Genomic DNA, 18,854 nt, shown 5'->3' on the forward strand with positions numbered 1-18,854 from the left:
CGCATTGACGCGTGCCGAAGCCCGGCCGGCCAGGCGCGACAGGAATGCCGGCGCGGTGGGCGTAGGGGCGTGTTGCAGGCGCAGCGCGGTCAGGCCCAGCTGCACGGCGACCATGCCGGCGCATAGCGATGCATCGGCATCGCCTTCCTGCGCGAAGTGCTCCACGGCGTGGCGCAGCGTGCGGAACTGTTCCTCGGCGGCGACCGTCCAGTGCAGCCAGCGCGCCACTTGCGACGCATCGTCGGCCAGTGCCGGATCGCACAGCGCGTATTCCACGGACAGCGTGTCGCCGGTTTCGTGATCGACCATGCGCGACACCACCAGGCAGGCCTCGATGCCAGCCTCGGCGGCATTGCCGCGGCCACGCGCTGCAGTGCGCACCTGGCCCTCGGGAATGCGGACCAGGCAGTGCGCCAGCCATTGCGCGGCAGCGCGGTCGCGGCAGGTCACGTCGCCCACCGCGTGGAATGTCAGCGAATCGGCAACGGTATCGAGCTTGTTGGCCAGGCCATCGGCAATCACGCGCGTGGTCTTGCGCGTGCCGGCGACCCAGCGCTCGCCCAGTTGCTGCCAGCGTGCCAGCGTGGCGGTGCCGGGCAGCGACGTATTCAGGTTGACCACGGTACGGGCGGCGGCCAGCGTGGCACGCACGGTGGCGGCTTCGGCATCGGCCTCGGCTTCGGTCAGCGACTGGCGCGCACGGCCCACCGGCACCACGGTGCTGGCAAGCGGCATGCCGTCGCGGTCGGCCAGCCACAGCGTGTGCTGCATCATCTGCGGCGCGCGGCGGCCCTGCACGGTCTGGGCCACGCTCTGCGTGACGGCCAGCACGTAGCGGTCGCACGCACGGCTGGCATCGCGGCACATCGCCAGGCGAACCTGCTGGACCATCGGGCGCAGCGCCGACACACCGGCCGTGCGATGCTGCCAGAGCTGGCGGGCCACGTCGAAGCCGTACTGGGCCGCGTTGAGTTCGTCGACGCAAACCCCGACGGCATTGGCGCTGTCGGTCAGCGAGCGCAGCATGTCGTCCGCGCCGCTACGTTCGGTCTTGTTCGGCGCGGTCGTCTCGACGGCGCCTGCCTGGCGGCGCGCCACGTCGGCGTCATTGAACAGCGAGCCACGGCGCGGCGTCAGGAACGCGCGCTCGACCAGGGCGCTCCCCTGTGCCAGTTCCAGGTGTTCCGGCACGCGCTGGCCGGTGGATGCATAGAACACGGGCAGGCGGTGGCGGATCACCACGTCCAGCACCGAGCCCAGGTGCGTGGCTTCGTCGAGCTTGCTGATGATGCAGCCGTCGATGCCACCGGCGGCGCCGGCAGCGTCGTTGCGATAGGCATGCACCACCTCGTTGAGCGTATCGCCGTGCGCCGCGCCATTGAGCAGCAACACGCGCTGCATTGGCGCCTGCACCCCGGCCAGCATGCCGATCTGGTCGGACAGGCTGCGGTCGCGCTGGCTCATGCCCACCGTATCGATGATGACCAGGTGCTTGTCCTTCATGGCCGACAGCGCGAAGCGCAGGTCGGCGGCGTCCTTCACGGCGTGCACAGGCACGCCAAGGATGTCACCGTAGATGCGCAGCTGCTCGTGGGCGCCGATCCGGAAGCGGTCGGTCGTCAGCAGCGCCAGGCTCTGCGGGCCGTGGCGCAGCACGAAGCGCGCGGCCAGCTTGGCGGTGGTGGTGGTCTTGCCCACGCCGGTCGGGCCGATCAGCGCCAGCACGCCACCCTGTGCAAACAGGGAATCCTCGTCAGCCAGCACCGGCACCTTGCTGGCCAGCTCCTGGCGGATCCAGGCCATGGCGGCCGGACGGTCGGTGCCCACCGGCAGGCGCGACAGCAGCGTGCGCGACAGCTGGCCCGAGAAGCCCGCGTTGACCATCCATTCGAACAGCGATTCGCGCAGTGGATCGCCGGCGGCCACGCCGGCCGCCCCTTGCGAAAGGCCCGCGAACTGGCGTTCCAGCATCGACCGCATCGATGCCAGCTCACCCCGCAGGTCGCCCAGCATCGCGTCTTCCTGCCCAACGGCGCCGGAGAATGCGGCCGGTGCAGACATGGCACCCAGCGCCATGAACGGCTCGGGGCTGGCCGGATGCAGGTCGTGCAGCGACTGCAGCATAGGCAGCGGGGACGGCGACGAGATTGGCGACGAGAGGGAAGTCGACAGCGAAGGCGGCAGCGCCAGGGCGGACGGCTGGTACAGCTGCGCGCCGGCGCTCACGGCACCCAGATCCGTATCGCGCATCGCCACGATTTCCACGCCGCCCTCGATGGAACGGTTGGAGAGCACCACGGCGTCGGGGCCCATGGCCTCGCGCACCTTGCGCATCGCTTCGCGGCCGTTGGCCGCCACAAACTTTGCCACGCTCATTGTTCAGTCCTCACGCTGCGCCGCCGATCATGGCGGTGATGCGAATATTGCGGTTGTCCGGTACTTCGGCGTGCGACAGCACTTTCAGCTGCGGCAGCGTGCGGCGCAGGAAGCGCGCCATCAGCGGGCGCATCGGCGGCGGCACCAGCAGCACCGGATCCAGACCCAGTTGTTCCTGACGCACCACGGCGCCCTGTGCCTGCTGCAGCAGCGCATCGGCCAGGCCCGGCTCGATACCGCCGCCGTTGGCCAGCGCCTGCGTCAGCACGCGCTCCAGGCCGGCGTCGAGCCCGATCACCTGCATGTCGGCGTTGTTCGGGAACAGCTGCTGCGTGATCGCACGGCCCAGCGACACACGCACCAGCGTGGTCAGCTCGGCCGGATCGTTGATCTTCGGGGCGTTGTCGGCCACCACGTCCAGGATGGTGCGCATGTCGCGGATCGCCACGCCTTCGTCCAGCAGGTTCTGCAGCACCTTCTGCAGGCCGGTCAGCGAGATGGTCTTCGGCACCAGGTCTTCGGTCAGCTTCGGGGCTTCCTTGGTGATGCGGTCCAGCAGCGCCTGCACTTCCTGGCGGCCCAGCAGTTCGGACGCGTGCATCTGGATCACGTGATTCAGGTGCGTGGCGACCACGGTACTGGCGTCCACCACCGTGTAGCCATAGGCTTGCGCCTGTTCCTTGAGCGCGGCGTCGATCCATACGGCCGGCAGGCCAAAGGCGGGGTCGCGCGTGGTGGCGCCGGGCAGCGTGCCGCTGACCTGCCCCGGGTTGATGGCCATCCACTGGCCCGGGTTGGCCTCGCCGCTGCCAATTTCCACGCCCTTGAGCGTGATGCGGTACGCGTTCGGCTTCAGTTCGAGGTTGTCGCGGATATGCACCACCGGCACCAGGAAGCCGATGTCCTGCGCCATCTTCTTGCGGATGCTCTTGATACGGCCCAGCAGTTCGCCGTTCTGCGCACGATCCACCAGCGTGATCAGGCGGTAGCCCACTTCCATGCCCAGCGGGTCGACCATCGTGACGTCTTCCCACGTGGCTTCGGCCACCTCGGCCTGCACGGCGGGGCTGCGCTCTTCCTTGGCCTTGGTCTCGGTGGCCGTGACCTCGCGGCGCATCTGATAGCGGCCGAACCAGATCAGTCCGCCAGCCAGCAGCAGGAAGGCAAAGTGCGGCATGCCCGGGATCAGGCCCATGGTGCCGATGATGGCGGCGGTGATGAACATCACGCGCGGATTCGAGAACAGCTGGCCGGTCAGCTGCTGACCAACGTCCTGCTCGTTCGACACGCGCGACACGATCACACCGGCTGCGGTGGAGATCACCAGCGCCGGGATCTGCGCCACCAGGCCGTCACCGATCGTCAGCAGCGTGTAGTTGTGGACGGCGGTGCCAAAGTCCAGATCATGCTGCACCATGCCCACCACCATGCCGGCGGCCACGTTGATGAACATGATCAGCAGGCCGGCGATGGCGTCACCGCGCACGAACTTCGACGCACCGTCCATGGCACCGTAGAAGTCCGATTCCTGGGCCACTTCGGAGCGGCGCTTGCGGGCGCCTTCCTCGTTGATCAGGCCGGCGTTCAGGTCGGCGTCGATCGCCATCTGCTTGCCGGGCATCGCATCGAGCATGAAGCGCGCGCCAACTTCGGCGATACGGCCCGCACCCTTGGTAATCACCATGAAGTTGATCACGACCAGGATGGCGAACACCACGATACCGACGGCGAAGTTGCCGCCCACCAGGAAGTGGCCGAACGCCTCGATCACCTTGCCGGCGGCGTCGGGGCCGGTATGGCCTTCGAGCAGCACCACGCGCGTGGAGGCCACGTTCAGCGACAGGCGCAGCAGCGTGGAGAACAGCAGCACGGCCGGGAAGGCGGCAAAGTCCAGCGGGCGCTGGGTGTACATGCCCACCAGCAGCACCATGATCGACAGCGCGATGTTGAAGGTGAACAGCAGGTCCAGGATGAACGCCGGCAGCGGCAGGATCATCATGCCGAGGATCATGACGATCAGCAGCGGGCCAGCCAGCGCCTTCATCTGGGCGCCACCCCGCAGTGCGGGCATGTTGAAAAGGTTGGTCAGTGCGTTCATGCGCGGCTTTCCGGTACGGCAAGTTCATCCGGCACCAGCAGTTCGGTCGGCGAATCGGGCTGCGGACCGTAGCTGTAGTGCCAGTTCTTCAATTGATAGACCCAGGCCAGGACCTCGGCCACGGCGGTATACAGGCCCGCGGGGATTTCGTGGCCCAGTTCCACGTGCCGGTGCAGCGCCCGCGCCAGCGGCGGAGCGGACAGTACCGGCACGCGATTCTCCCTGGCCAGCTCGCGAATGCGGGCAGCCACTTCATCTGCGCCCTTTGCCACGACGCGCGGCGCGTTCCAGCGTGCGCCTTCGTCGTATTTCAGTGCCACGGCAAAGTGGGTGGGGTTGGTCACCACCACATCGGCCTTGGGCACTTCGGACATCATCCGGCGCCGCGCAATGGCCCGCTGCTGCTGGCGGATACGGGCCTTGATGTGCGGATCGCCATCGGTTTCCTTCATCTCCTGCTTGACCTCTTCCTTGGTCATGCGGAGCTTCTTGTAGAACGTCCAGAGCTGCCACGGCGCGTCGATGACCGCGACCAGCAGCAGCGACCCCGCCACCACACCGCACACGTAGAGCACCATCTCCATCATGTGCAGCAGCGCTTCGTGGACCGGCGCATTCATCAGCGCGATGGCCTCGGGCAGCTTGTGCCAGACCATCCAGGCGCCCACGCAGCCCACCAGCAGCGACTTGGCGATGGCCTTGATCAGTTCCACGACCGTGTGCGCCGAGAACATCCGGCCAAGGCCCTGCAGCGGCGACAGGCGCGAGAAATCGGGCGAGAACGACTTGGTCGAGAAACTCCAGCCGCCCAGCGCCAGCGGTGCCACCAGGGCCGCCACGCCAAACATCAGCAGCAGCGGAAAAAACGCCAGCAGGCTGTCCCAGATCGCCATGCCGAACTGCGACAGCATGCGGTTGGTGTCGAAAGCCGTGGCCGGCTCGAAGGCCAGCGTTGCCTGCATGACCGAATTCAGCTTGCGGCCCAGCGTACCGCCCATGACGTACAGACCCAGCACGCCCGTCATCAGCATCACGAACGTGCCAAGCTCGCGCGAACGCACCACCTGCCCCTCCTCGCGCGCCTTTTCAAGGCGCCGGGGTGAGGCGGGTTCGGTTTTCTCGAGATCGCTTTCCTCGGACATGAATGCTCCAGTGCGAAGCACGCGGGCGGCACTTCGTCACCGAGGATTATCAAATCCCGAGGGGCAAGGCATTGGGGGGAAAAGGCGGGGAAACAGGTGCCTGTTTCAGGAATGAGGGGGGCAGCGGAAATAACGGCCCGGGAGCAGGCGATCTTTAGGGCCAGAACGCCAGATTGTGCCGATCTCGCCCGGTTCGGACGGGATCGGCGCCGATGATGTCACAGATTGCGCGTGACCTCCAGAGCCGGCGACGCCATCGCCGGTCCTGTCTCTGTATACATACAGTGGCTAGAGGTCTTGCCGGCCGGCGGCCGCTTTATCGAACCACATCCTCGTGGTCGGTCGACATCGACAGCTCGCGCCATGCCGCCAGCTCGGCTTCTACCGCCTGGTGCTTGGCTTCGATGCGCGCCACGGCATCGGAACCCAGCGGCAGACGCAGCGGCGGACGCTCGCTGTCGGCCAGGCGCAGGATGGCTGCGGTCAGCTTGTTGGGGTCGCCCGGCTGCGCATGGTTGGCACCCTTGGCAAACACACGCATCTGGCCCACCGTCCCGGCATAGTCATCGATGATGGCCTTGGTCGACATCAGCGAGTTGTCGTTGAGGAAGTCCGTGCGGAAGAAGCCCGGCTCGACAACCGTCACGTGGATGCCCAGCGGCGCCAGTTCCTGCGACATCGCCTCCGTCAGCCCTTCGACCGCGAACTTCGACGCACCGTAGACGCCCCACCCGTGGTAGGCCGAGTACCCGCCCAGCGACGAGATATTGATCACATGGCCGCCACGCTGCTTGCGCATCTGCGGCAGCACGGCCCTCGACACGGCCAGCAGGCCGAATACATTGGTGTCGAAGTTAGCCTTCGCTTCGGCTACCGACGTTTCCTCGACGGCACCGAGCAGGCCGAACCCGGCATTGTTGACCAGCACATCGATACGGCCGAAACGTTCGACACCCTGACGCACCGCCTCGACGGCATCTTCCTCGCGGGTGACATCGACCTTTACCGCCAGCAGGTTCGGCTGGTCGCCGAAGGCTTCGACCACCTGCAGGGGGTTGCGTGCCGCAGCAATCACACGATCACCGCGCTGCAACGCGGCACGCACGATCAACGTGCCGAAACCACGCGACGCGCCGGTGACAAACCAAACCTTGCTGCCATTGTTCTGGGACTGGATCGATTGGGACATGACTGACTCCTGGAATATTCGGATCGGGTTAGCGTTCCGGAGCCGTCTTGCCTTGTCTGATGCGGCAGCGGCGCCGTTGAGACCCATGGTAGGCAGGCAGTCGTTCCCAAACAATGGTGATGTGGATTGCGCCAATAGCAACTAATAGTTGTCAATAATCATGGCTTGTCCCCTGACGGCGCACGGACGGTTTCCGGCAAGTACTCGGAGTAGCGCTGGCGCAGCCACTCCATGCCTTCGTCATGCGAGACCGTGTACTGCAACTTGGAGCGGAAGGCTTCGAGTCGGACCCGGGCCGCGTTGAGAATGCCACCCCAGGTAGCAAGTCCGATCCGCAGCGTGGGTTCTTCGTGCGAACAGGCAAATGCACCAACCGGATAGCCCAGCATCCGCGAAGCCTGCGGCGTTATCTCGTTGGAGACGGCAAGAAACGTCCAGCGCGTGTGGCTGGTGTCGAATCGCTCGTCGTAGGCCACGGCCATTGCGTAGCTTTCGATCTGCGCCTTCGCGGCCAGATCGATCTTCCTGGATGGACGCTTGAGTTCCACCACCAGAAATTCGCGGCGGATATTCGCGTAGGCAGGCACCTCGCGCCCCAGTACGAGGTCGACGATTCCTTCCCGGCCGTCGTCCTTCAGGACGGCCCGCTGATCGCAGCCTTCGGGGTCTTCGAGCATTCCAAGATGTTTGCGCAGGACCGTATTGAGGTTCTTGTCGCTACTGGAAAGCTGAAACTCCTCGCCGAATATCCACGTTTCGTTGGCAAGCATGCGATGCAGTTGACCGCGTTCCTTCAATGCCTGCTTGCTGCTGATTTCGAATAGCAGTTCCTCCAGACCTGCGAGAAAGCACAGGCGCTCCCGCACCAGCTTGCTGCATTCGATCATCGACGTCAGCGACGTCAGTTCAAGCAGCCCCTGCAGTTCCTCCGCCTTGTCCGCCGGCAGCCTCAGCACTTCGGCCAGCAGATACCGCAGGGTCGAGGGGCTGTCTTCCAGCGTGGCCTTGAGCATGCCCAGGGTGAAGCGTCGGTCTTGCTGACGGCCCGAGCGAAAGACTTCCAGATGTTCGTGTATGCCCAGCGCGCAAATGTCGAACCGCTCGCGGCGCGCCACCTCGATGGCGTCCTCGGCAATGCCTTCGAACGGATAGACGCCTTCGGTCTTCCAGCGCTGGATCAGTGCGCTGGCATCCTCGGCACGCTGGCGGCGGTGCCGGGCCTGCAGCGATTCCCGCGCCGACCTGACCACGCCTTGAAGTGCCGGGTCGATCCGCTCATCCAGCGGCCGTTCCGGCCTGCCGGGTTGCGCGGGACCGGTACCAGCGATCGGCATCCGGACTGTCGTGGAACCGAGATTCCGCATTTCCATCGTGACCTCCTTCGCTTGAACACGCGAAGGAGGCTAACACCGCATCACACACCGTGGCCCCGTTGGACACATGTTGTGACAGCCTTTCAGATTCGTCTCAATCGAGACGGCCTGGCTCGATCTCGATGCCGAGTTGCCCGGCCATTTCCACCACCAGGGCTTGCAGCCGTGTCACCTTGTCTTCCAGTGCGCGATGGCTGATGCGCAGCGCTTCGAATTCCGATGGCGATGCCGCCAATTCCGCGCCGCCGCGTGGCGTTGCCGCAGCGGGCTCCGGCATGGCGACTTCACCGCAGAGCAGGTGCATCCAGCGGTTCTCGCGCTCGCCGGGTGCGCGGGGCAGCTTGACCACCAGCGCCGGCGCGCGCTCGGCCAGTTCGTCCAGAAATGCCTCCACCGAAGAGATATCCGCGAAGGCATGCAGCCGCGCCGAATTCAGCCGCAGTTCGGCCGCCGTCTGCGAACCGCGCAACATCAGCGTGGACAGCAACGCGGCCGACTGGCTCGGCACGCCCAGCACCTTGCCCAGGTTCTGTTCGAAGCGCGGGACGCGACTGCTGCTGCCCTCGAACACCAGGCTCAACGACTTCAGGCCGTCGATGGCGGTCAGGATTTCGTCCTCGGTCACGCTCATCACCGGCGAGCGCGCCGTTTTCTGGTTGCAGCCGGACGCCAGCGCGTTCAGCGACAGCGGGTAGGTGTCGGGCACGGTGTACTGCTTTTCCAGCAATACGGCCACCACGCGCGCCTCCAGCGGCGTGAGCGTGCGCAAGGCGGGGCGCGAAGGGGTGTCGGGGGTCTGGTCCATGGATGACATCGGCAGGTTGGCGGGCCCGGAAGGCCAAGGCGCCCATTGAAGCGCAAGGGCGGCGGCGATGCAACCGCCCTGCGCGTCGCGGCGGGCTTTGTGTCGCAATGTATCAGCCGGGCGCGCCGAGACAGACGCATACCCGGCGCCGATCCGATGACACACAGCCGATACGCCGGCCGCTCACGCTACAGCCATTGCCCAGTTTCGCAAACCGGTACCCCTGGAGGATCATCATGAAGCTGTATGCCAACGAGGTTTCATCGGCCACATCGCGCGTACGCATTGCGCTGGCCATCAAAGGACTGGCGGTGGACATCCAGCCCGTCACCATCTTCGGCGATGCCGCCGAGTCGCGCCAGGCGGCGTACCGTGCGATCAACCCGCAAGGGCTCGTACCGGCACTGGAGACTGACACTGGCGAGCTGATCACACAATCTCTGGCGATCATCGAATACCTGGATGAACGGTTCCGCGCGCCGCCGCTGCTGCCCGCCGATCCGGAAGACCGCGCGTTCGCCCGTGCCATTGCGCTGGCGATTGCCAGCGAGATCCATGCCCTGCTGCCGCCTCGGGTGGCCGCCCGGCTGTCGCAGATTCCGGGCATGGATGCCGACGGCGTCGCCGCATGGGTGCGCCATTGGGTCGATGTCGGCCTGAGCGCCGTCGAAGACCGCCTGGCCGCACGCCGCACAGGGCCCTATGTGGTGGGCAATTTGCCGACGATTGCCGACATCTACCTGTTCCCGCAGGTCATCAGCGCGGCGCGCATGGGCTTCGATGTGCCGCAGCGCTGGCCGAACATCGCGGAAATCGTCGCGCGCCTGCACGACATCCCCGCCTTCGCGCAGAACGCACCGGCGCCGCGCACGTAATCGCGGAGGCGGATCGGGGCCGGGGAGCCGTCGACAGCATAAGCAACCGCGAAATCGTTCGTTGGCCTGTGCCCGGGGCAAGCGTACGGTCTGGCTTTCCGCCATTCGATCCGTACGCACGCATGTCCAGCTCCCGCCGACAGTTCCTGCACGCCGCCAGCGCCGGCGCCTTGACGACCCTGTTGCCAGCGGTCACACACGCCCAACCCCGCCAGGTATTGAAGGCCGGCGACCAGAAAGGCGGCCTGCGCGCGCTGCTCGAATCGGCCGACGCGCTCAAGGGGCTGGCCTATGACATCCAGTGGACCGAATTCCCGGCTGCGGCACCGCTGGCCGAGGCGCTCAATGCCGGCGCCGTCGACAGCGGGCCCATCGGCGATGCGCCGGCCATCTTTGCGCTGGCCGCCGGTACGCGCATCCGGCTGATCGGCGCCAACCGCTCGGATCCCTACGGCACGGCAGTGCTGGTGCGCCCCGACTCGCCGCTGAAGGGTGCGGCCGACCTCAAGGGCAAGCGCATCGGCACGAATCGTGGATCGATCGGCCATTTCGTCGCGCTCAAGGCGTTGGCATCGGCCGGCCTCAAACCGGAGGATGCCGATTTCCGCTTCCTGCCGCCTGCAGATGCCAAGCTGGCCCTGACCAACGGCTCGGTCGACGCGTGGTCGACGTGGGAACCGTACACGGCCATGGCCGAGACCAGCGGCCATGCACGCGTGCTGGCAAGCGGACGGGGGTTGTGGTCAGGATTGAGCTATCTGGCGGCAACCGACGCCGCGCTGGCAAGCAAACGTGCGGTGCTGGCCGATTTCCTGCAGCGCGTGGTGCGTGCGCAAGAGTGGTCCTACCAGCACGTGCCCGAGTTCTCGGCCACGCTGGCGCGGATCATCGGCATTCCGCCCGAGGCAGCGCGGCTGCAGTTCGAACGCCGCCGCACCCGGTGGCAGCCCATCGATGCGGAACTGGTGACCATCCAGCAGCAGACCGCAGACTTCTACCTGAAGGCCGGGCTGCTCAGGCAGCGGCTGGATGTGGCCACCACGTTCGATCGCGGCTTCGCGCTTAGCGCGTAGCCGCCGGCCTGGCGGGCCGCTTTGCCAGCAGCGGGTCGCCGACGCCGTCCACGCCCACCAGGCCCAGCACGGTGGTCAGACCCCACTGCGCGCCTTCGTAGGCGTTGGCCGGGTCGAACCACTCGTCGCGTGAATGCGACCCGCCCGACTTGCCGCCGCTGCCGATGATGATGGCCGGAATGCCCAGCGCCATCGGCACATTGGCGTCGGTGCTGCCACCGCGCAGCGAAGGCGCTTCCTTGCTGTGAGCCTTGATGACACGCACGGCCGACTGCACGATCACCGAATCGGTGGGCGTGATGCCGGCGGGCCGGTCGCCGATCATGCGCGCCTGGTACGTGATTTCCTGCCCCTTGGCCGGCTTCCAGCGCGCATTTTCATCGGCCACGCCGGCGGCGATGGCATCCATGATGTGCTTCTCGGTTTCCAGCAGCGACGGCGTGCCATTGGAGCGGATGTCGATCGCCATGCGGGCATCGCCTGCGATGGCATTCACCGAGGTGCCGCCCCCGACCGTGCCCACCGTGAATGTGGTCTTGGGATCGGTGGGCGTCTTCACGTCGCCGATCTTGCCAATCGCACGGCCCATCGCGTGAATGGCGCTGGGCAGGCCGAAGGCCCCGAAGCTGTGGCCGCCGGGGCCCTTGAACGTGACTTCGTAGCGATGGCTGCCGGTGCCCTGCGTCAGCACGCGCTCGCCGGTGCCGGGCTCGATGCCGACCATGCCGTCGATATCGGGATGGTCGCGGAACACCGCCTTCATGCCGCGCAGGTTGCCCAGTTCCTCCTCGCCCACATTGCCGACGAACACCAGGTCGCCAACGGTGCGCACCTTGTTCTCGTTGAGCACCTTGAGCCACGACAGCAGCACGGCCAGCCCGCGCGTATCGTCGCCAATGCCGGGCGCGTAGAGCTTGCCGTCGCGCGACTTCACCGTGACATCGGTGCCTTCCGGAAAGACCGTATCGAGGTGGGCGGAGATCAGCAGCCGGGGGCCGTTGCCGGTGCCCTTGCGGATACCGATGGCATTGCCTTCGGCATCGATATGGGCGTCGGTCAGGCCCAGCGCCTTGAGCCGCGACACGAAATACTCGGCGCGCGCCTTTTCCTTGAACGGCGGCGCCGGAATCTCGGTCATGGTCTTGAGTTCCGTCAGCGCCCGCGCGTCGTCTGCCCGCACGTCGGCCATCAGCTTCTGGTAAAGCGGCGCGGCTTCGAGCCGGGCATAGGCACTGTCAACGTTGGGGGAAACCTGCGGGACGGTCAGCGTCTGACCCTGGGCGATGCCGGCGAATGCGGAAACTGCGGCGGCAACGGAGACTGCAACAACGGTACGGCGAGCATGCATGGGGGCGATCCTCTGGCAGTAGGAAACCGTGGTTGCCCACGATTGTGCCAGCGAATGCGCCGCCATGTGACGGAAAACACCCGTACGGCGCTTCCCCGCAACAGGCCCGGGACGCACCGGCAGCCTTGCCGGCGCGTCCCGTTTGCCGGGCTCAGAAGCCCAGGCTGGCCAGCAGGTCGTCCACCTGCGACTGGTCCGACACCACGTCGGTCTTGCCTTCGGGGTTGATCTGCGGACCGTTCATGAGCGTGGGGGGCGCTTCCACGCGCCGTTCGGCCGGCACGTTGTCGATCAGCACCTGCAGCAGTTCCTGCTCCAGGGTGCGGATCATGTCCATCATCTTCTTGATCACCTGGCCGGTCAGGTCCTGGAAGTCCTGGGCCATCATGATCTCGAGCAGGTGGCTGCCGGTAGCCTTGGCCTTCTGCGGGACTTCGGTCAGGAACTCGCGGGTGTCCAGCACCAGTGCGCGGGCATCGCCCAGCTCCACCGGTTGCGCGAACCACTCGTCCCAACGCTTGTCCAGCGCGGTGGCCTTGCTTTCCAGATCTTCCTGCAGCGGCTGTGCCAGCTCGACGGCGGTGAGCGTGCGCTCGGCCGCCTGCTCGGTCATGGCGGCGATGTAGCTCAGGCGGTCGCGCGCATCGGGAATGGCCAGGGCGGCCTTCTCGATTTCCTTGTCGAGCCCCAGCTCCCGCATGTTGTCGCGCAGCATTCGCGTCAGGTTGCCGATGCGATGGATGATCTGCTCGGCCGATTCTTGGCTGAAAGTCGGAGTCGTCGACATGTCGCGTACCTCTTCTTATTGACCCAGCTTCTCGAAGATCTTGGTGATCTTTTCGTCCAGCGTCGCTGCCGTGAAGGGCTTGACCACATAGCCGTTGGCGCCAGCCTGCGCAGCAGCGATGATGTTCTCCTTCTTGGCCTCGGCCGTCACCATCAGCACCGGCGTCTTGGCGATTTCGGGAATCGCGCGGATCGACTGCAGCATGGTCAGGCCGTCCATGTTCGGCATGTTCCAGTCCGACACCACGAACTGGAAGCTGCCGTCCTTGACTTTTTCCAGGCCGGCGGCGCCGTCTTCGGCTTCCTCGACGTTGGTGAACCCCAGCTCCTTGAGCAGGTTGCGAATGATCCGACGCATGGTCGGGAAGTCATCGACCACGAGGATCTTGATGTTCTTGTCCACTATACGGCTCCAAAACGGTTGCGGATGACGGGGCCATCCGGTTGATGTTGCTGATCTGACCTCTCGCGCGCGAGATCCAGGACTACACGCGCTGCGCCCGTGCGCCAAACGTGGCCAGGTGCGCCATGACGCGCTGGCTCATCTGGTTCAGGGGCACCACTTCATGCACGCCGCCGGTGGCGATAGCTTCCTTCGGCATGCCAAACACGATGCAGGACTGTTCGTCCTGCGCCAGGTTGTACGATCCGGCCTCGCGCATGCGCAGCATGCCGCGGGCTCCATCCTTGCCCATGCCGGTCAGGATCACGCCGGTCACGTTCTTGCCGCCATGGATCGCGGCGGAATCGAACAGCACGTCCACCGACGGGCGATGCCGGTTCACCGGCGCTTCCTGCGACAGGTGCGCCACGTAGTTGGCACCGCTGCGCGCCAGCAGCAGATGGGAGTCGCCCGGCGCGATATACGCGTAGCCGGGCAGCACGCGCTCGCCGTGCTCCGCTTCCTTGACCGTGATACGGCACAGGCCGTTCAGGCGCTGCGCGAACGACTTCGTGAAGCCGGCCGGCATGTGCTGCACGATCATGACCGCCGGTGAGTCCGGCGGCAGCGGCATCAGGAATTCCTTGATGGCCTCGGTGCCGCCCGTGGATGCGCCGACGATGATCAGCTTTTCGGTCGACAGCAGCGGCGCGCGCAGCATCGGCGCGGCCGGAGCGCTGCCCGCGGCAGCCTCGGTCCGGGCGCGCACGCGCGCCCGCGATGCAGCACGCAGCTTGTCGGCGATGGTGTCGGTGTATTCGATCAGCCCTTCGCGAATGCCCAGCTTGGGCTTGGTCACGAAGTCGACGGCGCCCAGTTCCAGCGCGCGCATCGTGATTTCGGAGCCGCGCTCGGTCAGCGACGACACCATCAGCACCGGCATCGGCCGCAGGCGCATCAGGCGTTCCAGAAAGTCGAGCCCGTCCATCCGTGGCATTTCCACGTCCAGCGTCAGCACGTCCGGGTTCAGGCGCTTGATCATGTCGCGCGCCACCAGCGGGTCGGGGGCGGTACCCACCACCTCCATGTCCGGCTGGCTGTTGATGATCTCCGTCATCAGGCTGCGGATCAGCGCGGAATCATCCACGCACAGCACCTTGATCTTCGCGGCGGTCATATTGGTCTCTACGTCTTCAGTTTTCAGGTCGGCGACTTGGCCGATGCCTGCCGCGTAAACAAAGCCACGGCACCACGGGCGGGCGCCTTTGTGGATGTGGACAGCGCGCGTGCCAAGGCACGCTCGTCGCGCTCCACGCCAACCGTGTCGTCCTGGCGGGTCAGCCGGCGCACCAGCGCCAGCCCCGTGCCCGGAAAATAGCTGACGCGTCGCGCGTGCGGCCCGCGCAGGTCCTGCGCGGCCACCCGTATCTCTTCGGTGCGCAGGTACTTCAGTACGAAATCGGCATTCCGGTCCCCAATATTGAGGGTCGTCATGTTCGCCAGTACCGCGCCGCCGCCAAACACCTTGGCTTCCAGGCGCTCGCGCCGGGCGCCCATCTTCAGCAGCTCATTGATCAGCACTTCCAGCGCGTAGCAGCCGTATCGCATCGACGCCGACAGCATGCGGTCGGGGCCGGCGTTCTCGTCGTCGGGCAGCATGAAATGGTTCATGCCACCCACGCCGGCCACTTCGTCGCGGATGCATGCGGCCACGCACGATCCCAGCACCGTGGTCAGCACCACGTCGTCACCGGTCACGTAATACTCGTTGGGCAGCAGCTTGATGGCCTGCTTGCCGAATTCGCGATCGAAGTACTTTCGCGTGGCAATGGCCTCGGGCATCTGGGGGGTGCCGCGCATCATGCACCTCCGCCCTTGCCCGCCAGTTCATACACGGTCTGCCCGCGCAGCTGGAACGCACGCGTGACATACGAGAAGTTCTCCGAATGTCCGGCAAACAACAGGCCATTCGGCTTGAGCAGCGGTGCAAACCGTTCCAGGATGCGGCCCTGGGTCGGCTTGTCGAAGTAGATCATCACGTTGCGGCAGAAGATCGCGTCGAACTTCTCGCGAATGCCCCAGTCGGGCGCCAGCAGGTTCAGCGGCTCGAACGTGATGGTCGATGCCAGGTCCGGCTTGACCTTGACCGACCCGGCGCGTGCCCCGGTGCCCTTCAGGAAGAAGCGCTTGAGCTGTTCCTGCTGCAGCCGGGCCACCTGCTCGGTCGTATAGACCCCGGCGCGGGCCTTCGCCAGCACCTGGGTATCGATATCGGTGGCAAGCACGGTGCCGCCGCGGTCGCCCAGCGCCTCGGCCAGCGTGATGGCGATCGAATACGGCTCTTCGCCGGTAGACGCCGCCGCGCACCAGACGCTGTAGGGGCGGCCAACCTTTTTGGCATGTTCGGCCAGCAGCGGGAAGTGATGCGCCTCACGGAAGAACGACGTGAGGTTGGTGGTCAGCGCGTTGGTGAAGTATTCCCACTCGTCGGACCGGTCGTCCGCTTCGAGCAGTTCCAGGTACGAGCCGAAGTCGCTGAGCTGCAGCGAGCGCAGCCGCCGCGCCAGACGGCTGTACACCATCTCGCGCTTGTGGCTGCCCAGCGAGATGCCGGCGCGCTTGTGAATCAGCGCGCGCACCTTCTCGAAGTCGCGCTCGGTCAGCAGGAAGTCACGCATGTCGTCGCGCAGGGGCGCCAGCACCGGCGCAGCCGTGCTGGCGGCCGCGCCTGGCTTCCCGGTGGCACTGGAGGAAGAACGGAGCGGCGTCATGAGCGTATTTCGTCAGGGTTGCCGATAGTCGGCGGTACAGGCAGTTGGGGGCGATCCGGCGCGTTCAGGCGAGCTCGGCTTCGATCAGTTCCATCTCGGCACTGGTCATCATGCGTTCGATGTCGATCAGGATCAGCATCCGGCCTTCCACCGAACCGAGGCCGGTCAGGTGTTCGTTGGATACCGACACGCCAAACTCCGGCGCGGCCTTGATGTCGTCGCCCGTCAGCGTGAGCACGTCAGAAACGCCGTCGACCACGATGCCGACCACGCGCCCCGCCACGTTCAGGATGATCACCACGGTCTGGTGGTCATAGCGCACGTTGGCGAGGTTGAACTTCAGGCGCAGGTCCACGATCGGCACGATCACGCCCCGCAGGTTCGTCACGCCCTTGATGAAATCGGGCGCGTTGGCGATGCGGGTCACCGTCTCGTAGCTGCGGATCTCCTGCACCTTGAGGATGTCGATGCCATATTCCTCGGTGCCCAGCGTGAAGACCAGGTATTCCTGGCCAGAGGCTTCGCTGCCCTGGGTATCGATGTGTCCGATGCCGGCCATGTCTGTTCTCCTTGCTGTCGATTACAGTGCCACCGCCATGTCCTGGCGGCGCACGCCGGTGCGCTGCAGCGCGGCCACGTCCACGATCAGCGCGACGCTGCCGTCGCCCAGGATCGTCGCGGCCGAAATGCACGGCACCTTGCGGTAGTTGGTTTCCAGGTTCTTCAGTACCACCTGGTGCTGTCCGATCAGCTGGTCCACCAGCAGCGCGAAGCGCTTGCCTTCGGCAGCCAGGATCACGGCGATGCCCTGCGTGGGCTCCTGCACCGCGTTGGCGACGTTGAACACCTTGTGCAGCTCCAGCAGCGGCAGGTATTCGCCACGCACGTTCATCACGCGCTCGCCGTTGGCGGCGGTGTGGACGTCGTCGGCCTTCGGCTGGAGCGATTCCATCACGCAGTTCAGCGGCAGGATGAACGTCTCTTCGCCGGTACGCACCGACATGCCATCCAGGATCGCCAGCGTCAGCGGCAGCACGATGCGGGTGGTGGTGCCCAGGCCCTGGCGCGAGCTGATCTCGACATGCCCGCCCATTTCCTGGATGTTCCGCTTGACCACGTCCATGCCGACACCGCGGCCCGACACGTCGGTCACGACTTCGGCGGTGGAGAAGCCCGGCGCGAAGATCAGCTGCCAGACTTCGTCATCGGGCATGCTCTCGGACACGCCCGGCAGGTTGTTCTGCAGCGCCTTGGACAGGATGCGGTCGCGGTTCAGGCCACCGCCGTCGTCGCTCACTTCGATGACGATGTTGCCGCCAGCGTGTTGTGCGGACAGGATCAGCTGGCCGGTCGCTTCCTTGCCGGCGGCCACGCGCTTCTCGGGCGTTTCGATGCCGTGGTCGAGGCTGTTGCGCACCAGGTGTGTCAGCGGATCGATGATGCGCTCGATCAGGCTCTTGTCGAGTTCGGTCGCCTTGCCGAACGTGACCAGGTCGATCTGCTTGCCGAGCTTGCTTGCCAGGTCGCGCACCAGGCGCGGGAAGCGCGAGAACACGTAGTCCATCGGCATCATGCGGATCGACATCACCGCTTCCTGCAGGTCACGCGCGTTGCGCTCGAGCTGGCCCATGCCGGAGAACAGGCGGTCGAACAGCACGGGGTCGAGCGACGATGCGGTCTGTGCCAGCATCGATTGCGTGATGACCAGTTCGCCCACCAGGTTGATGATCTGGTCGACCTTTTCGGTCGGTACGCGGATCGAACCCGAATCGGGGCCGTGTGCGGCGGCGGCCGCTGCAGGCTTGGCCTTCTCCTTGTCCTTCGCTGCCGGGGCGGCGGCCGGCGCGGCGGCGACCGGAGCCGGTGCGGCAACGGGCGCAGGCGCCGGTGCGGGCGCGGCGGCGGCCGGCGCCTCGCCGGCGGCCACCGCTTCCACGACGATCTGCTTCTCGTCGATCACGAAGCAGCAGACGGCGATGATGTCGTCGGTGCCGCACTGGCTGTTCAGCCAGATGGTCAGGTCGCCGTCGGCTTCTTCCTGGCCGGTGATCTCGCCCAGGTTCGCCAGTTCCTCGCGCAGCAGCGCCTGGTCACCCGCCGATACCTTGATCAGGCGAACCTTGAGGTTGCCGCCAGCCGGCGCGGCGGCCGCCGCGGGAGCGGGAGCCGCTACCGGTGCGGGTGCAGGGGCCGGAGCGTGGGCCGCTTCGCCGCCGGCTTCCTGGGCCAGCTGCTGCAGGACGGCGCAAATGCGCTTGAACGTTTCCGGATCGGGTTCGGTGCCGTTGCGATAGGCATTGAGCTGGTCTTGCAACACGTCCTTGGTTTCCAGAAAGGTGTCGATGATGACCCGCGTGAGGGCCAGTTCCCGCCGACGCGTGCGGTCGAGCAGGTTCTCAAAGATGTGCGTGGTTTCGGTCAGCGCCGTGAAGCCGAACGTGGCGGCTCCGCCCTTGATCGAATGCGCGGCGCGAAAGATCGCGTTGAGTGCTTCGGCATCGGGGGACTCGATGTCCACCTCGAGCAGCAGCTGCTCCATTTCTACGAGCAGTTCCTCTGCCTCTTCGAAGAAGGTCTGGTAAAACTGCGTGATATCGATATCGACAGACATGATCGTCCTGGCTCGCTAGATTTCT

Annotated in this window: 16 protein-coding genes; 2 read left to right on the forward strand and 14 right to left on the reverse strand. The window is 65.9% G+C overall.

Annotated features, from left to right (window positions below; translation table 11 throughout):
* The 6 genes from flhF to A9J21_RS29745 all read right to left on the reverse strand — a co-directional run.
* A partial coding sequence (gene flhF, locus A9J21_RS29720; RefSeq protein ID WP_066742600.1) for a flagellar biosynthesis protein FlhF occupies positions 1 to 2,376 on the reverse strand: 2,376 nt, incomplete at its 3' end.
* A gap of 10 nt (positions 2,377 to 2,386) precedes the next feature.
* On the reverse strand, positions 2,387 to 4,474 hold the full coding sequence (flhA, locus tag A9J21_RS29725) for a flagellar biosynthesis protein FlhA (RefSeq protein WP_066742603.1): 2,088 nt from the start codon (positions 4,472 to 4,474) through the stop codon (positions 2,387 to 2,389).
* Positions 4,471 to 5,616, reverse strand: coding sequence for a flagellar biosynthesis protein FlhB (flhB, locus tag A9J21_RS29730; protein WP_066742606.1), 1,146 nt, complete (start codon positions 5,614 to 5,616; stop codon positions 4,471 to 4,473). Before flhB ends, flhA begins: the two co-directional genes overlap by 4 nt.
* Positions 5,617 to 5,932: 316 nt before the next feature.
* Positions 5,933 to 6,805: an oxidoreductase gene (locus A9J21_RS29735; protein WP_066742609.1), complete on the reverse strand. Its 873-nt coding sequence runs from the start codon at positions 6,803 to 6,805 to the stop codon at positions 5,933 to 5,935.
* A 158-nt stretch (positions 6,806 to 6,963) separates the two neighbouring features.
* Complete coding sequence (locus A9J21_RS29740) at positions 6,964 to 8,139, reverse strand: hypothetical protein (RefSeq protein WP_066742612.1); 1,176 nt, start codon at positions 8,137 to 8,139, stop codon at positions 6,964 to 6,966.
* Positions 8,140 to 8,272: 133 nt separating this feature from the next.
* A complete protein-coding gene (locus A9J21_RS29745; protein ID WP_066742615.1) occupies positions 8,273 to 8,983 on the reverse strand; it encodes a YceH family protein in 711 nt (236 codons plus the stop codon).
* A gap of 236 nt (positions 8,984 to 9,219) precedes the next feature.
* Here A9J21_RS29745 and maiA point away from each other — a divergent pair, with 236 nt between their 5' ends.
* Positions 9,220 to 9,858 (forward strand): maleylacetoacetate isomerase, encoded by a 639-nt coding sequence (gene maiA, locus A9J21_RS29750; protein ID WP_066742617.1) that lies wholly within the window; start codon positions 9,220 to 9,222, stop codon positions 9,856 to 9,858.
* Between the two features lie 122 nt (positions 9,859 to 9,980).
* Positions 9,981 to 10,931, forward strand: a complete 951-nt coding sequence (locus A9J21_RS29755; RefSeq protein WP_066742619.1) for an ABC transporter substrate-binding protein — start codon at positions 9,981 to 9,983, stop codon at positions 10,929 to 10,931.
* On the opposite strand, the gene A9J21_RS29760 is transcribed toward A9J21_RS29755, so the two are convergent.
* From A9J21_RS29760 to cheA, 8 genes are all read right to left on the reverse strand, one after another.
* Positions 10,921 to 12,279 (reverse strand): M20/M25/M40 family metallo-hydrolase, encoded by a 1,359-nt coding sequence (locus A9J21_RS29760; RefSeq protein ID WP_066742621.1) that lies wholly within the window; start codon positions 12,277 to 12,279, stop codon positions 10,921 to 10,923. The genes A9J21_RS29755 and A9J21_RS29760 overlap by 11 nt on opposite strands.
* Before the next feature lie 151 nt (positions 12,280 to 12,430).
* Positions 12,431 to 13,066, reverse strand: coding sequence for a protein phosphatase CheZ (gene cheZ, locus A9J21_RS29765; protein ID WP_066742623.1), 636 nt, complete (start codon positions 13,064 to 13,066; stop codon positions 12,431 to 12,433).
* A gap of 15 nt (positions 13,067 to 13,081) precedes the next feature.
* The gene (gene cheY / locus A9J21_RS29770; RefSeq protein ID WP_197497596.1) at positions 13,082 to 13,468 is read right to left on the reverse strand and encodes a chemotaxis response regulator CheY; all 387 of its coding nucleotides are present in this window, start codon (positions 13,466 to 13,468) and stop codon (positions 13,082 to 13,084) included.
* A gap of 82 nt (positions 13,469 to 13,550) precedes the next feature.
* Complete coding sequence (locus tag A9J21_RS29775; protein ID WP_066742626.1) at positions 13,551 to 14,624, reverse strand: chemotaxis response regulator protein-glutamate methylesterase; 1,074 nt, start codon at positions 14,622 to 14,624, stop codon at positions 13,551 to 13,553.
* A 23-nt stretch (positions 14,625 to 14,647) separates the two neighbouring features.
* The gene (cheD, locus tag A9J21_RS29780; RefSeq protein ID WP_404851428.1) at positions 14,648 to 15,310 is read right to left on the reverse strand and encodes a chemoreceptor glutamine deamidase CheD; all 663 of its coding nucleotides are present in this window, start codon (positions 15,308 to 15,310) and stop codon (positions 14,648 to 14,650) included.
* Positions 15,307 to 16,218, reverse strand: coding sequence for a CheR family methyltransferase (locus A9J21_RS29785; RefSeq protein WP_066742629.1), 912 nt, complete (start codon positions 16,216 to 16,218; stop codon positions 15,307 to 15,309). The genes cheD and A9J21_RS29785 overlap by 4 nt, the downstream gene beginning before the upstream one ends.
* Positions 16,219 to 16,282: 64 nt before the next feature.
* Positions 16,283 to 16,777 carry a chemotaxis protein CheW gene (locus A9J21_RS29790; protein ID WP_066742632.1) on the reverse strand — a complete coding sequence of 165 codons (495 nt, stop codon included), beginning with the start codon at positions 16,775 to 16,777 and terminating at the stop codon, positions 16,283 to 16,285.
* A 21-nt stretch (positions 16,778 to 16,798) separates the two neighbouring features.
* Positions 16,799 to 18,829: a chemotaxis protein CheA gene (gene cheA, locus A9J21_RS29795; RefSeq protein WP_066742635.1), complete on the reverse strand. Its 2,031-nt coding sequence runs from the start codon at positions 18,827 to 18,829 to the stop codon at positions 16,799 to 16,801.
* Positions 18,830 to 18,854 lie beyond the last annotated feature (25 nt).

The organism is Cupriavidus sp. D384 (assembly GCF_001652915.1).
Lineage (GTDB): Bacteria > Pseudomonadota > Gammaproteobacteria > Burkholderiales > Burkholderiaceae > Cupriavidus.

What these genes read in the sequence shown, in the direction of transcription:
- flhA (WP_066742603.1), bottom strand. Translation starts at nt 4,474, where the DNA reads ATGAACGCACTGACCAACCTTTTCAACATGCCCGCACTGCGGGGTGGC.
- flhB (WP_066742606.1), bottom strand. Translation starts at nt 5,616, where the DNA reads ATGTCCGAGGAAAGCGATCTCGAGAAAACCGAACCCGCCTCACCCCGG.
- A9J21_RS29735 (WP_066742609.1), bottom strand. Translation starts at nt 6,805, where the DNA reads ATGTCCCAATCGATCCAGTCCCAGAACAATGGCAGCAAGGTTTGGTTT.
- A9J21_RS29740 (WP_066742612.1), bottom strand. Translation starts at nt 8,139, where the DNA reads ATGCCGATCGCTGGTACCGGTCCCGCGCAACCCGGCAGGCCGGAACGG.
- A9J21_RS29745 (WP_066742615.1), bottom strand. Translation starts at nt 8,983, where the DNA reads ATGGACCAGACCCCCGACACCCCTTCGCGCCCCGCCTTGCGCACGCTC.
- maiA (WP_066742617.1), top strand. Translation starts at nt 9,220, where the DNA reads ATGAAGCTGTATGCCAACGAGGTTTCATCGGCCACATCGCGCGTACGC.
- A9J21_RS29755 (WP_066742619.1), top strand. Translation starts at nt 9,981, where the DNA reads ATGTCCAGCTCCCGCCGACAGTTCCTGCACGCCGCCAGCGCCGGCGCC.
- A9J21_RS29760 (WP_066742621.1), bottom strand. Translation starts at nt 12,279, where the DNA reads ATGCATGCTCGCCGTACCGTTGTTGCAGTCTCCGTTGCCGCCGCAGTT.
- cheZ (WP_066742623.1), bottom strand. Translation starts at nt 13,066, where the DNA reads ATGTCGACGACTCCGACTTTCAGCCAAGAATCGGCCGAGCAGATCATC.
- A9J21_RS29775 (WP_066742626.1), bottom strand. Translation starts at nt 14,624, where the DNA reads ATGACCGCCGCGAAGATCAAGGTGCTGTGCGTGGATGATTCCGCGCTG.
- cheD (WP_404851428.1), bottom strand. Translation starts at nt 15,310, where the DNA reads ATGATGCGCGGCACCCCCCAGATGCCCGAGGCCATTGCCACGCGAAAG.
- A9J21_RS29785 (WP_066742629.1), bottom strand. Translation starts at nt 16,218, where the DNA reads ATGACGCCGCTCCGTTCTTCCTCCAGTGCCACCGGGAAGCCAGGCGCG.
- A9J21_RS29790 (WP_066742632.1), bottom strand. Translation starts at nt 16,777, where the DNA reads ATGGCCGGCATCGGACACATCGATACCCAGGGCAGCGAAGCCTCTGGC.
- cheA (WP_066742635.1), bottom strand. Translation starts at nt 18,829, where the DNA reads ATGTCTGTCGATATCGATATCACGCAGTTTTACCAGACCTTCTTCGAA.